This is a genomic window from Streptomyces sp. NPDC127117 (assembly GCF_042677325.1).
Classification (GTDB): Bacteria; Actinomycetota; Actinomycetes; order Streptomycetales; family Streptomycetaceae; genus Streptomyces.
The window spans coordinates 73,687-87,690 of the sequence record NZ_JBHXTM010000021.1 but is presented as its reverse complement, the minus strand read 5'-3'; the positions used below and the strand labels follow the sequence as shown (position 1 = coordinate 87,690).

General features: G+C 66.8%; 11 protein-coding genes. 4 read left to right on the top strand and 7 right to left on the bottom strand.

What is annotated here, in order from left to right:
- Positions 1-87 precede the first annotated feature (87 nt).
- The 6 genes from ACFVH0_RS20085 to ACFVH0_RS20060 all read right to left on the bottom strand — a co-directional run bounded on the left by ACFVH0_RS20085 (position 88) and on the right by ACFVH0_RS20060 (position 9,717).
- Entirely contained in the window at positions 88-5,052 is a 4,965-nt protein-coding gene (locus ACFVH0_RS20085) for an amino acid adenylation domain-containing protein (RefSeq protein WP_385821902.1), read from the bottom strand.
- A gap of 102 nt (positions 5,053-5,154) precedes the next feature.
- On the bottom strand, positions 5,155-5,388 hold the full coding sequence (locus ACFVH0_RS20080) for an MbtH family protein (RefSeq protein WP_385821901.1): 234 nt from the start codon (positions 5,386-5,388) through the stop codon (positions 5,155-5,157).
- 102 nt (positions 5,389-5,490) lie between these two features.
- Positions 5,491-6,555 carry a saccharopine dehydrogenase NADP-binding domain-containing protein gene (locus ACFVH0_RS20075; protein WP_385821899.1) on the bottom strand — a complete coding sequence of 355 codons (1,065 nt, stop codon included), beginning with the start codon at positions 6,553-6,555 and terminating at the stop codon, positions 5,491-5,493.
- A gap of 67 nt (positions 6,556-6,622) precedes the next feature.
- Entirely contained in the window at positions 6,623-7,444 is an 822-nt protein-coding gene (locus ACFVH0_RS20070) for an HAD-IIA family hydrolase (protein ID WP_385821897.1), read from the bottom strand.
- An 864-nt stretch (positions 7,445-8,308) separates the two neighbouring features.
- Positions 8,309-8,539 (bottom strand): hypothetical protein, encoded by a 231-nt coding sequence (locus ACFVH0_RS20065; protein WP_385821895.1) that lies wholly within the window; start codon positions 8,537-8,539, stop codon positions 8,309-8,311.
- 443 nt (positions 8,540-8,982) lie between these two features.
- A complete protein-coding gene (locus ACFVH0_RS20060) occupies positions 8,983-9,717 on the bottom strand; it encodes a DUF5324 family protein (protein ID WP_385821893.1) in 735 nt (244 codons plus the stop codon).
- A gap of 392 nt (positions 9,718-10,109) precedes the next feature.
- Between ACFVH0_RS20060 and ACFVH0_RS20055 the strand changes: the two genes are divergently transcribed.
- Positions 10,110-10,637, top strand: a complete 528-nt coding sequence (locus ACFVH0_RS20055; RefSeq protein WP_385821891.1) for a peptidylprolyl isomerase — start codon at positions 10,110-10,112, stop codon at positions 10,635-10,637.
- 156 nt (positions 10,638-10,793) lie between these two features.
- On the top strand, positions 10,794-11,696 hold the full coding sequence (locus tag ACFVH0_RS20050; protein WP_385821979.1) for a rhomboid family intramembrane serine protease: 903 nt from the start codon (positions 10,794-10,796) through the stop codon (positions 11,694-11,696).
- 341 nt (positions 11,697-12,037) lie between these two features.
- Here ACFVH0_RS20050 and crgA read toward each other — a convergent pair whose 3' ends face one another.
- Positions 12,038-12,292, bottom strand: coding sequence for a cell division protein CrgA (crgA, locus tag ACFVH0_RS20045; protein WP_093548084.1), 255 nt, complete (start codon positions 12,290-12,292; stop codon positions 12,038-12,040).
- Between the two features lie 140 nt (positions 12,293-12,432).
- On the opposite strand from crgA, the gene ACFVH0_RS20040 reads away from it, so the two are divergent.
- Both ACFVH0_RS20040 and ACFVH0_RS20035 read left to right on the top strand, forming a co-directional pair.
- Entirely contained in the window at positions 12,433-13,200 is a 768-nt protein-coding gene (locus tag ACFVH0_RS20040; protein ID WP_385821889.1) for a DUF881 domain-containing protein, read from the top strand.
- Between the two features lie 52 nt (positions 13,201-13,252).
- On the top strand, positions 13,253-13,978 hold the full coding sequence (locus ACFVH0_RS20035; RefSeq protein ID WP_385821887.1) for a class E sortase: 726 nt from the start codon (positions 13,253-13,255) through the stop codon (positions 13,976-13,978).
- Positions 13,979-14,004 lie beyond the last annotated feature (26 nt).

Here is a 14,004-nt window from a genome sequence, read left to right as displayed (position 1 = left end):
ATGCAGAAACATCTTTTGTTCTTGAACTTCAATTTTGCTTCCGCGTTGAGTGGTGCGTCGGCAAAGCGTTGGCGTAGGGGGAGTGATTTACGACGCTGATTTCGGATTCGCGAGTTTGCGCAGCTCCTTCGCCATTTCATGGGGCGTCGGGTTGTGGAACAGCACCTGCAGGGGCAGGTCGACCGTGAATGCCTTGTTGATCCGGGCGATCAGCTGTATGGCCAGCAGCGAGTGGCCGCCGCTCTTGAAGAAGTGGCTGTGGACTCCCAGGCTCCGGTCGTCCAACAGCTCCGACCACAGGCCGGTCAGCAGGCTTTCCGTTTCGTCGCCCGGGGGTGTGGCATCCCCTTCGCCGGCGGCGACGGACGTCGCCTCCGGCATCGCGGACCTGTCCACCTTCCCGTTCCTGGTCATCGGGAAGCTGTCGAGCCTGAGGAGGGCCGACGGGACCATGTACTCCGGCAACCGCCTTTCCAGCGCCCGCAGGACATGCGCCTCCGTCGTCGTCGGCGGGGCCACGAAGTACGCGACGATGCGCTTGTCCCCGGCGGCCCCGTCCCGCAGCATCACCACACAGGCGGTGACGCCCGGCTCACGCATGATCGCTGCCTCGATCTCACCGAGCTCGATCCGGTAGCCCCGGACTTTGACCTGGTTGTCACGGCGTCCGATGAACTCCAAGGCCCCGGTCGAGGTCGACCGCACGATGTCGCCGGTTCGGTACAGCCGGCGCCCGGCTCGACCGGTGAACGAGTCGGGCACGAAGCGCTCGGCGGTGAAGGTCGGTCGGCCGTGGTAGCCGCGCGCCAGGCGACCGCCGCCGACGACCAGTTCCCCGGCCACTCCTTGTGGCACGAGCTCACCGGATTCGTCGACTATGAAGGCGTCATACCCGGGGAGCGGGACACCGATGCTCAGGGGCTCGTCCGGTTTGATGATCGTCATCGTGGCGGCGTGGGTCTCGGTCGGGCCGTACAGGTTGTACGCCTGCCAGGGGCCGTCACCCAGCGTGCGCCAGAGCTTCTCGCTGACGGCCTCCCCGATGACGAGCATCTTTGTTCCGACCGGGATCTCGCCCAGCACGTCGAAGCCTGCCGCCATGTCCAGTTGAGACGGCGTGCAGTCCATGAGATCGATCTCGTGGCGGATCAGCAGATCGACGAGCAGGTGCGGATCGCGCCTGACATCCTCGGGCACGATCACCATCGTCGCTCCGCCGGCCATCCACGAGAACTGGATGACGTGGCCGTCGAAGAAGATCGGGGAGTTGAGCGCGACCGACTTCGGCGGAGGTCCGTCACCGATGATTTCGCTTGCCAGGGATACGACCAGCCAGTGGATGCCCCGATGACTCATCGTCACGGCCTTTGGCAGACCGGTGGAGCCGGATGTGTAGATGAGGTAGGCGAGGTTGTCGTGGTGCACGCTGACGGCCGGGCGGTCCGACGGGTAGGGGTTCCAGGTGTCCTCGTCGTCGAGGAGGAGCACCTGTCCTCGGCCTTCGACCTGGGTGAGAGTGTCGTGGTCGGTCAGTACCGTGGTGCTGGCCGCGTCGTCGAGCATGTAGTGGATGCGAGCGGGCGGAAGCGCGGGGTCGATGGGCAGGTAGGCGGCGCCCGCCTTGAGGATGCCGAGCACCCCGGCGACCATGTACGGGGACCGCTGGGCGCACAGCGCCACCACGTGTTCGGGACCGATGCCCTGCCGGCGCAGTCTCCAGGCGATTCGGTTGGCCCGTTCGTCCAGTTGACGGTACGTCCACGCTTGCTCGGCGTAGCGGACCGCGATGGCGTCCGGGGTCCTGTCCACCTGGGATTCGAACTCTTCGTGCAGGCCGACGTGATCCGGCCACGTCGTCTCCGGTGCGGTTCCGGCCGCGATGATCTCGGCTCGATCAGCGGCCCGCAACAGTTCCACTCGTGACGTCCGCAGTGTCGCCGGATCGTGTTGCGTCATCGAGTGGAGGATCGTGAGGTAGTGGCCGACCATACGGCGGATGGTCGTGGCGTCGAAGAGATCCGTCGCGTACGTGAAGCCACCGATCACTCCGCGGGGGTCGTCCACGAGGTCGAGCACCACGTCGCAAACGGTGAAGCCGTTCTCTAGCCTGGAGAAGTCCAGGCTCAGATCGTGCAGTGACTCGACCCGCGCCACCGCGACATCGAATCCGAACATGACCTGGACGACCGGTGACCTGCTCAGGTCCCGCGGAGGCTGTAGGTCTTCCACGACTTGTTCGAACGGCACATCCTGGTTGGCGTACGCGCCGAGGCAGGTCTCTCGTACTCGGCCCAGCAGCTCGGAAAGTGTGGGATCGCCGGTCAGGTCGGTGCGCAACGCCAAGGTGTTGACGAGGAACCCGATCATTTGTTCTAGCTCGACCCTGTTGCGGTTCGCGATGGGGGTGCCCACGACGATGTCCGCGACAGCGGTGTAGCGGGCGAGAAGGATCTTGAACCCGGTGAGCAGGGTCATGAAGAGGGTGACCCCTTCACGCTTGCCGAGGTCCCGGAGCCTCTCCACCAGATCCGTCGGAATCAACACCGGCTCGAACGCGCCTCGGTGTGACTGGACGGCTGGACGGGGCCGATCCACCGGAAGGTTCAGCGCGGCCGGCGCATCCGCCAAGCGGTCCCGCCAGTAGCCGAGTTGTTCGACGGCCGGTCCACTGGACAGCCAGTCCCGTTGCCAGGCCGCGAAGTCGACGTGCTGAAGCGACATCGCCGGCAGGTCCGGCGCGGTCCGGTTCACCCGGGCTCGATAGTAGTGCGCGAGTTCGCGGGTCAGTACGTTGAAGGACCAGCCGTCGAAGGCGATATGGTGCACGGTCAGCACCAGGAGATGCTCTTCCGCGCTGATGCCCAGCAGCCGGGCTCGTAGCAACGGGCCCGCAGTCAGGTCGAACGGTTCGCGCACGATGGCGTTCACGAGTGCTCGTACGGCGGACTCGTCCCGGTGGTGGAGATCGTGGAATTCCCAGGGTAGGTCAACCTGCTCCAGGACGATCTGTTCCGGACGCTCTACGCCGGGGGCGTAGATGGTCCGTAGGGCATCGTGGCGATCGACCACATCGGACAGGGCTGCCCGCAACGCCGCTACGTCCAGAACACCTCGGAGGCGGTACTCCACGGCGGTCGTGTACGTGGTGGTTCCCGGCCGCAGTTGCTCCAGGAACCACAACCGCTCCTGAGCCGGAGACAGGGGTGCGGGGCCGTCGCCATCGACGGGACGGATCGGCTGCAACGGTGCTGTGCGTCGGGCCTGGCGTATTCGAGCGGCCAGGCTCGCGATGGTCCGGTCCTCGAACACGTCCCGCGGTGCCAGCGACACGGCCAGGACACTCCTGGCCCGGGCGATCAGCCGGGTGACCAGGAGCGAGTGCCCGCCCAGCGCGAAGAAGTCGTCGTGGACGCCGACGCGAGCCAGGTCGACGCCCAGCACTTCGGCGAAGAGCTCCGTGAGGAGTTGCTCTATCGGATCTCGCGGGCTGACGTGCCCCTCACCGAATCCGACCTGGTCCGGCTCGGGAAGCGCGGCGCGGTCGAGCTTGCCGCTGGACGTCAGAGGGATCTTGTCCAGGCTGGAGAGCATGGACGGCACCATGTAGTCCGGCAGACGAGCACTCAGCTCATCGCGCAGCACCCTGGTGTCCGCGTCTCCGGTGACATAGCCGACCAGCCGGGTTCCGTCGGTCGGGTGGTGAACCGCGGTCACCACGGCATCCGTGACCCCGTCGAGCCCTGCCAGGGCCGCTTCGATTTCGCCGAGTTCGATGCGGAAGCCACGCAGCTTGACCTGGTGATCGATCCGGCCGAGGAACTCCAGCTCTCCCGCCGTTCCCCGGCGGACGAGGTCGCCGGTGCGATAGAGCCGGGCGCCCGGGGGGCCGAAAGGGTCCGGGATGAACAGTTCCGCGGTCAAGCCCGGCCGGCCGTGGTAGCCGCGTGTGACCCCGGCCCCACCGATCAGCAACTCCCCGGCCACGCCATGAGGGACCGGGTTCAACGTCTCGTCCACTACGTACACGCTGGTGCCGCGGATCGGCGAACCGATGGGTAACGGCCCCGGCCCCTGCCCCTGGTGCAAGCGGGCGGGAAAGTAGGTCGAGTTGACGCACGTCTCGGTCGGGCCGTAGAAGTTGGCCACCTCGATGCCGGGCACCTGCGCCGCGCACTCGGCGACCAGCTCGGGTTCGAGCGCTTCTCCGCCGCACATCAGCCAGCGTAAACGTGTCCCTGCCAGGGCACGCACGGCGAGGGCCTCTCGCAGTACGGGCGGTGTCACCCCGAGTACGTCGATCTCCCCGCTGGTGACCAGCTCCCGGAGCTCGTCCATGTCGATCCCGGTCTGGCTCGGTGTGAGCACGACCGTGCCGCCGGACGTCAAAGGACCGTAGATCTCCAAGCCAGAGGCATCGAAGCTGAGTGACATACGGTGCAGGAATCTCAGCGGCTTGCCACGCCAGACGTCCGAGACGATCCAGACGGTGTGGTTGACGATTGCGCTGTGCGGAACCATGACGGCCTTGGGCTGACCCGTGGAACCCGAGGTGTAGATGAGGTAGGCGAGATCGCCGGGCCTGACCGTGACGCTCGGGCGGCTGCAAGAGTGACGCATCCAGGTCTCTGCGTCGTCCAGGACGAGGGTGTCCAGGTCGCTACTCATCCGAGAGGTGGCGTGGTCGGCGAGCATGACCGTGGCGCCGGAGTCCTCAAGCATGTAGGTGATGCGGGCGGCGGGAAGCGCCGGATCGACGGGCAGGTAGCCGGCACCGGCTTTCAGGACGCCGAGCAATCCGGCGATCGTCGAGAACGAGCGGCGGGTGTGCAGAGCGACGATGTGTCCCGGTTCGATGCCCTTTGCGAGCAGGCCCCAAGCGATCTGGTTGGCTCGATCGTCGAGTTGCCGGTAGGTCCACGCCTGGTCTCCGAAGACCAGTGCAGTGCCTTCGGGGGTGCGGTCCACCTGGGCTTCGAACAGTTCGTGGAGAGAAGTTTGATCCACTGGAGCCTGAATCAATTCGTTGAGGGTGGAATCCTCAATGCTGCTCAAGTCTGCTCCTGCCGGATTAAGATACGAGATGTCTGAACGGCGAATTTCGACGGTCTGGCAGAGTGGACATCAACGCGGTAAATCCTGCACGCCGGAATTCGATCAGCGTGCGCCAGGTACTGGCTCCGACTTGGGCGCCCGGCGGCGAATGCTCAACGGGCGCATATCAGTCCAGACCTCTTCTATGTATTCGAGACAGTCAGCTTTAGGGGCGGCCTCCCGGACGACCCGCCAGCCCGCAGGGACCTCCCTGCCCTCAGGCCATATGCTGTACTGCTCCTCGTCATTTACAACCACGCGGTAGGGCATGGTCAGGTCGGCTTCCTGATCTGACATGGTGATTCCTTGTGATTATTCAAGTGCCAGCCTGGTGGCACAACCTGTCACACATGGCAATCTCGATGTGGAGCGTGGCCTTTGAATATGGCCTGACACTGATCACACGAGTAGTGCGTCGAGGAGTCTGGCCCGTTCCTCCAGGTCGGCGACCGGAAGCGGATCGGCAAGGCCGGGGTCGAGACCGGCGACCGCGTCGCGAGCCTCCGAGGCGAAATGAACGGTGCCATTGCTGTCAATGTGCTCCACACCGTCGCCGCGCGCCTGCTTTTCGTTGAACGCGATCGATTCGGCTCGATCGACCCCGGGCGGCAAGTCAAGGGTGACAGCGCCATCGTTGATCCGTACGGGATAGCCACCCGGAAGTCCGCCGGGTGCGGCAGTCGAGCAGCGCAGAGGTGCCGCGCCGGGAAGGAGAGCGTGCAGCGCGGGGATCGCGGCGGCTGCCGTGACCTCGTTGTAGCGCTGGGACCGGGTGATCGGTGGCGCCTGGTAGGCGAGCTTGTCGTCGCGTTGTCCGTCTTCGCCCAGGAAGACCATGCAGCGGTCGGCGGGATCGGCCGGTTCACGGGACAGCATCGCGCCGAGCAGTTGAGAGTGGTGACCGATGATGCGGATGCGCGGTACCCCGGCATCGGACCGGGCGGCGCGCAGCGCGGCGCGACAGCGAAGCTGGATCATCGCGGCGTTGCCGAGTCCGAGTGTTGGGGCCAGCCCGAGACGGGCGAGGACCGGTCCGGTCACGTCAGGAAACGAAAGGTTCGCGACCGGCCCTGTGTAACCGGCATCCCGGGTGGCTCGCATGACGGCCAGCACCGCCGGTAACTGATAGGGCAGTTGCAGGGCCAGACCGGCGCTGAGAACGGCCGACGCTGCCGCGTCCTCCCGCCCCGCCAGCGCCCAGGGCCCACGCACGGCCGCGCATTGCACCACCAGGTCGGGCCGGGTGCGGGTGAGGAGGTCGGCGACTTCGTCTTGCCGGGTCGCGTTCACCGTGACCGGTTCGACCACGCAATCAGAGATGCTGGCGGCGGCGCCGGCGATGGCCTCGACCGTCTCGACGGACCGCCCGGCCAGCACAAGGCGCTGCACGCGCCCGCCCTCCGCCAATCGGTACGCGAGCCGCTCTCCCATGTTGCCCATTCCGATGACCAGCACGGTACTCATACGCGTAGGGCTCGGGAGTCTCGACGATGCCATGGGGTACTCACCATTCTCCGCGGGATGCATGCCCTCAACGCCTCACCGCATCGGTGAGAGCCGCAAGTTCGGCGAGAAGGTGGGTGATGCTCTCACCGATGTAGGTGGGATGGACGTCGGAGTCGGCCAGCATGTCCGGGGTTGTCACGCCTGTCAGAACCAGCAGTGTGTCGAACCCGGCTCGGCGCCCGCCTTCGATGTCGGTGTCCAGCCTGTCGCCCACCACTAGTGGGTGTTGGGCGTTGTGGGCCTTGGCCTGCTGCTGGAACAGGGTCGGCTCGGGTTTACCGACAGATAGGTCCGGTTCGCGGCCCGTGGCGGCTGTGAGCGCTGCGATGAAGGCACCGTTGCCGGGGACCGGACCGCGCTCGGAGGGCCAGGTCGCGTCCAAGTTGGTTGCCAGCCACAGCGTTTCTGGACGTTGCAGGGTGAGGGCGGCCTCTGCGAGGCTGGGCCAGTCGATGGTGGGGGCGAAGCCCTGCACCACGGCTTGTGGCCTGTCGTCAGCGGAGTTGACGGGCTTGAGTCCGACGGCTGCCACCTCGTCGCGCAACGCATCCGATCCGACGACAAGAACTGCTGCGCCGGATGGGAGGCGTTGAGCCAGGGTGGCGGCGGCGATACCGGTAGGGGTTACCACTTCGTCGGCAGTGGCTCCGATGCCCGCCTTGTTCAACATTTCTGCTGCCTCGCCGGGGCGGCGGCGGGGGCTGTTGGTGGTGAAGCGCAGCGGCACGCCCTTGGTACGGATAGCTGCAATTGTCTCCGCCGCACCTGGGATGGGCTGTTGGCCGAGCACGAGGACGCCGTCGATATCCAGCAGAATCAGATCGTAACGGTCGATGAGGGAGGTCAATTTGGCCAACCTAACTTACGCTGACAGCTTCCTACCAGAGAAAGTAAAACCGTTGGAACTCGCTTCGTGTACAACGACAGCCCTTCGAGTCCGCGACATCGACCGCTTTGGCCGGACGGGCCGAGTGCATTAACCGGCCCGCTGTCGGTTGTTCGTGTGGTGTCGGACAAGGCCTGCAGCTTGTCCATGTTGTACGGGTAATCCGACGACTTGCTGAAAGATGGGACAAGGCCATCTCGATCTTCACTGAACCGGTCACACCACCGGACCCACTGGAGCAGAAATCGACGAACGCGTCGATTTGATCTCGCTTAACTCATCGGCCATTTGTGAAGCAATGGCCGGGCTGGCAAAGAATGCGGATCCCATCCCGCCTTGCCTTCTGTGGGCAATCCACAGCTCTCGCTGCGGACCTCCGGTACGTTAACATCAAATTCGGTGACCATGTCAAGGCCCGGCTGGAGCGTGATCGTCGGGCGTGCGTATGCCGGTCGACCCGGCGCATGTCCAGTCAAATGTGGATGCGCATCCAGTTCCGTTTCGGAACCCGGGTCGCGAGCTCGCTCACCCTCTAGGCGGCCAACGGCGGTCTCCACACGGGTATCACTGCGGACGGCCGGTGCGTAGTCGAAGCCGAGCCGACGGGCCTGCCCCCTGAGTTCCTTCCCGCTGTGAACCTCGTCCCCGGCCCGCCACCGGGCCGCTGTTCCCGGGCCACGGGCGCGGTCGATCAACGCGTTGCCGTGCACCGCGGCGTAGGTGAGATGGACTGCGACCTGGCACAGACCGATCCTGCCCAGGGCCCCGGAGTACGGGTGGGCCGCGCCCACGCATTCGGTGGAGCCATTTGATTCTGATACTTCGTCACGGATGTTCGTGATCCCGGTGGTCGTAAGCCGGAAGCGCCGCTTCCAGGGGCACCCGGGCGGCGGCAACCCGGAGCACCGGTCGCCGGCTGCTCCAGTCGGCGAAGTACAGGTGCGCGTCGGAGTGCCGCTCCACCAGGGCGACCGGATCGCCCTTGAAGTCGCCCCACTCGTAGCCGTTGACCATCCGATGCGCGGTGATCTGCGCCCGCGTCGAGATACGGCGCACTGGCCGTGACGCCTGTCCTGGCGCCGCACGGGGAAAAGGGCCCTCGGGCCGCGGCTAGCAGCCCGCCCCGAGCCGGAGAACCGGCCCTCCCGACCCGCTCGAATCGCAAGCGCAATCGCGCTGGCAGCCGTGCTGACACGTCAGCGCGGGGCCCGGGCCGAGGAGGATCGAGCGGGACGCAGGAGGACGGGAACAGGGGAATTTATCCCATTTCTCCGGAAAACCCCAGGTCGGGAAGGTGACGATCTCGGGTTCGAATCTCCTGGGCTCCACTCAATGAAATGCCCTCCGACCTGCGCAAACGTAGTATCGGAGGGCATTTTTCGTGCATGTGGGGTTCGAGCGCACGGTCGAGGCCGTGGACCGCGAGGGATTCGGGCCGGAGCCGGATGGGGTCTCCTTCGTCGAGTCCCGGCCGGCCGGCCGTCGGGCCGGCGCTCGGCTCAGCGGCGGTCGTCCGGGCCGGTGCCGTTCACGCCTTCCGGGCCGTCCGTCCCGTCGGCCTCCGCGTCGGCCTGCTTGGCCCGGACCTCGGGATCGAGCGAGGTCGGGCCGCTGCCGTCGACGGAGGTCAGCGGTGCGCGGTCGGAGACCTCCGTGGCGGCGGGCGGCTCGACCAGCCAGTCGGGGTTGGCCTGCTTGTCCCACCACCGCCAGGCGGCGTAGGCGCCGCCCGCCACGAGGCCCGCCACGACGAGCCCCTTGAACAGCCGGCCGGCCCTCGCCCGCCGCTCGTGCTTCCTGATCAGTTGCTTGATCTCCTGTGCCGTGACCTGGCCGCGCAGTGCGGCCAGGGCGGCTGCGCTGCGGGCCGAGGCCTCCTCGGCCACCGGCTGGGCGACGGCCATCGCGTGCTCGACGCGCGGCACCGTGTAGTCCGCGGCGGTCCGGGCCGCCCGGCGGGTGCGGAGCGCGGCGCGTCGGCCGGCCTCGTCGACCTTGGGGGGCACGTGGGCCAGGGCGAGTTCGATACGTGGTGCCAGATGCGCGTCGTACTGGACGCGGGCCTGCTGGGCCGCCTTGGACACCTTCGGCGCGAGCCGCGTGCGGGCCTCGTACGCGAGATGTGCGGCCTGCTCCTTGGCCGTGTCGGCATAGGGCGCCACCACTTCCGCGGCGTGCTGCACGCTGTCCTTCGCCGAGTCGGTTGCGGCGCGCACGCTGTCGATGCGGGTCACGGGATCCTCCTCCTTGGTGGCGGGTAGACACTCCGCCTTTCCACCCATTTCGAGATCATGCCTGCCGAATTCCTGTATGGCATGCGGGGCGGGCATCCGGGTCATTCAGGTCACGAGTGACACCTCGGGCAATGCGGTGCAAGGGGTGCTCGTCGACGACAATGCCACGGTTCGCCCCCGCCCGCGCCGCTTCGTCACGCGCTTGGCCGCATTTGCTGCTGCGGGCCGCGGAATGCGGAATGCGTAATGGGGCAGGAAGGTGAGTGCCGTGTGCTCGACGGTGGTGGCCGGGCGCCGGGACGTACGGTCCGTGCGAGGATCGGTGGCGTCACTGAAGACGCAACGTCACCGAAGAAGACTCAACGTCACCGAAGACTTACGGAAGGCAGATCGTGGCCGAGCAGCTTTACGCCACCTTGAAGACCAATCAGGGCGACATCGAGATCCGGCTTCTGCCGAACCACGCGCCCAAGACGGTCAAGAATTTCGTCGAGCTCGCCAAGGGTGAGCGTGAGTGGACGCACCCCGAGACCGGTGAGACGTCGACGGACAAGCTGTACGACGGCACCGTCTTCCACCGTGTCATCAGCGGCTTCATGATCCAGGGCGGCGACCCGCTCGGCAACGGCACCGGTGGGCCGGGGTACGAGTTCGCGGACGAGTTCCACCCCGACCTCAGCTTCAACAAGCCGTACCTGCTGGCCATGGCCAACGCCGGCCCGGGCACCAACGGCTCGCAGTTCTTCGTGACCGTGTCGCCGACCGCCTGGCTGACCGGCAAGCACACCATCTTCGGTGAGGTCGTCGACCCGGCCAGCCAGAAGGTCGTGGACGCCATCGCGAGTACCCAGACCAACGCCCGTACCGACCGTCCGGTGCAGGACGTCGTGATCGAGTCGGTCGTCATCGAGACCCGTTGATCACCAGTGGTCATCGATTGATCACGCGCTGATCTCTCTTTCGGGAACCAACCGCCCTGCCCGTCCGTACTGATACATAGCGGACGAGCAGGGCGGCGTCGTGCGTGCCGTGCCCGTCATGACCAGGACCGAAGGGACCGGGAAGCGATGGGACCGATGGACCAGCAGCCGCCGGGAGGCAGTGACCAGTCCGCCGCCGCGGACGGCTCGCTCAGCTGCTACCGCCACCCCGGTCGCGAGGCGAACATCCGCTGCACCCGCTGCGAGCGTCCGATCTGCCCCGAGTGCATGATCGACGCCTCGGTCGGCTTCCAGTGCCCGGACTGCGTCCGCCGGGGGTCGGGTACGGGACACGGGCCGGCTGCCGATCAGCCGCGCACTGTCGCGGGCGGCAGCATCACGGCCGATCCCCGCCTGGTCACCAAGATCCTGCTCGGCATCAATATCGCGGTGTACCTCGCGGTGCTGGCGAGGGGCACCGCACTGGTCGACGATCTGATGCTGCTCGGCCGTGCCGCGACCTATTACGGCGGCCCGCCCGAGGGTGTCGCGGAGGGCCAGTGGTACCGGCTGGTGACGTCGATGTTCCTGCACCAGGAGATGTGGCACATCGCGTTCAACATGCTGGGGCTGTGGTGGCTCGGCGGGCCGCTGGAAGCGGCGCTCGGCCGGGCCCGCTACCTCACGCTCTACCTGCTGTCCGGGCTGGCCGGCGGCGCCCTCACGTACTGGCTCTCCGCACCCCAGCAGGGCTCGCTCGGAGCCTCCGGGGCGATCTTCGGACTGCTGGGCGCCACCGCCGTGCTGATGCGCCGGCTCAACTACGACATGCGCCCGGTCTTCGCGCTCCTCGCGGTGAACCTGGTCATCACCTTCAACCCCTGGGGCGGGATCGCCTGGCAGGCGCATGTAGGCGGTCTGGTCGCGGGCACGCTGATCGCGATCGGCATGGTGCACGCGCCCCGCGAGCGGCGCGCGCTGGTGCAGTACGGCACCTGTGCGCTGGTCCTGGCGGCCGTGATCCTCGTCGTCGTCATCAGAACGGCCGCGCTCACCTGAGCGGACATCGTCCCCGGCCCGCGCTTCCACAGCCGTAGTTGTCCACAGCGGGTGCCGGATCTTGTGCATTCTGTGGGAACAACTGTGCCCCTTGTCGCTGAGCTGGGTTTTTCCAGCAGGGACAAGGGGCGTGCCATCCCCCGATGGGGGAGACTGCAGTCACATCGGCGTCAACCGTCAGGGAGTTATCCACAGATCGTCTGACCTTTTCCCCCGCCTGTGGATAACGCTGTGGGTAACTCGGGGCAAGGGTTGCGGGACAGGGGCCCGCTGTGCAAAGGGCACCGCGACCACGAGGGCTGCGGTGCTTCCTCCGCTGCGGTGCTAATTCCGCCGCGGTGCTACTTCCACTGGGTGGAGACGCCGAAGCCGCCGGCGATGAAGCCGAAGCCGACGACGATGTTCCAGTTCCCCAGGTCCTTGATCGGCAGGTCGCCGTCGGTCACATAGAAGACGACGATCCAGGCCAGACCGATCAGGAAGAGCGCCAGCATCACCGGCGCCACCCAGCTGCGGCTGGTCAGCTTTATGTTGGTTGCCTGCTTCGCCGGAGGGGGCGTGAAGTCGGCCTTCTTGCGGATACGTGACTTCGGCACGAGGAACTCTCCTGTCGATGCGCTGCGTGACCGCGCAGGGAACTGTGGCTGGCGCCGGGGCGGAGCCCGAGGGGAATGCTGCCTCCCTCGGGCGTCCGTTAGCGTAGTGCTTCCCTGGCGCCGAAGGAGATAAGGGTACGTTGAGCAATTCTGCCGACTCCCCCCAAGGCCCGGTCCGGCGCACCTTCCGGCACCCGGCCCGTGTGCTCACCGCTGCCGTCTTCGCCCTCGCCGGACTGATCTTCGTCACCAGCGCCAATACGGCCAAGGGCACCAACATCCGCACCGACTCCTCGCTGCTGAAGCTCTCCGATCTCATCCAGCAGCGCAGCAACAAGAACGCCCAGCTGGACGAGACCACCGCGGCCGTACGCGACGACATCGACGCCCTCGTCCGGCGGGACGACGGCAGTACCGAGGCGGAGGAGGCCCGGCTCAAGGAGCTGGAGCGGGCCGGCGGCACCACGAAGCTCACCGGCCGGTCGGTGTCCGTCACCCTCGACGACGCCCCGCCCAACGCCACCGCCAACCCCGGCTACCCCGACCCGCAGCCCAACGACCTCGTGATCCACCAGCAGGACCTCCAGGCGGTCGTCAACGCCCTCTGGCAGGGCGGCGCCCGGGGCATCCAGGTCATGGACCAGCGGCTGATCTCGACGAGCGCGGTGCGCTGCGTCGGCAACACCCTGATCCTCCAGGGCCGGGTCTACTCCCCGCCGTACAAGATCACCGCGGTCGGCGACCCGGGCAAGCTCAAGCAGGCGCTGAACGACTCCCCGGCGATCAGCAACTACCTGCTGTACGTGAAGGCGTACGGGCTCGGCTGGAAAGTCGATGAGCACGAGGCGGTGACTCTTCCCGGCTACTCGGGCACAGTGGACCTTCACTATGCGGAGCCCGTGGAGTAGCGAGCGGCCGTGAAGCTGTGAATCGGCGAGCGGCTGTGGGGAGGCCGGCCAGGTGTCGGTGCGACTGATCGTCAGGACGTTCAGCGAACTCTGTATCACCGTCGGCGCCCTGATCGTTCTCTTTGTGGTGTACGTGCTGTTCTGGACCGGGGTGAAGGCGGCCGACGCCACCGAGGGGCAGATCGACGACCTGCACAGCCGCTGGGCGCAGGGGCCGGTGTCCGCACCCGAGCCGCAGCCCTCCCCGACGCCGGGGGCGCCCGGGACGCCGAAGGCGCCGAAGGAGTCCCCCGCCCCCGCCGCGTACCGGGACGGCAAGCCGTTCGCGATGCTGTACATACCTCGCTTCGGCAAGGACTGGGAGTGGCCCGTCCTGGAGAACACCGAGGTCAGGACCTTGCAGAAGGGGCTCGGGCACTACTCGGGGACCGCCCGCCTCGGTGCGATCGGCAATTTCGCGGTGGCCGGACACCGTCGTACATACGGGGATCCGTTCAAGGATTTCCCGAAGCTGCGTCCGGGCGACGCGGTGGTGCTGACCGACGGGGCGACGTGGTTCACGTACCGCATCGACAAGCGGCCCTACCGGACCGTGCCGAGCGACATCGGGGTCATCGATCCCGTACCCCGCAAGTCCGGCTTCGACGGGCCCGGCCGCTATCTCACACTGACCACCTGCGAGCCGGAATGGGGCAGCAGCCACCGGCTGATCGCCTGGGCCCACCTCGATGCCACCCGGCCCGTGTCCGAAGGCAAGCCGGCGGCTTTCCACAGCTGACCCACGCTTCTGCCCCGGCCCTTTAG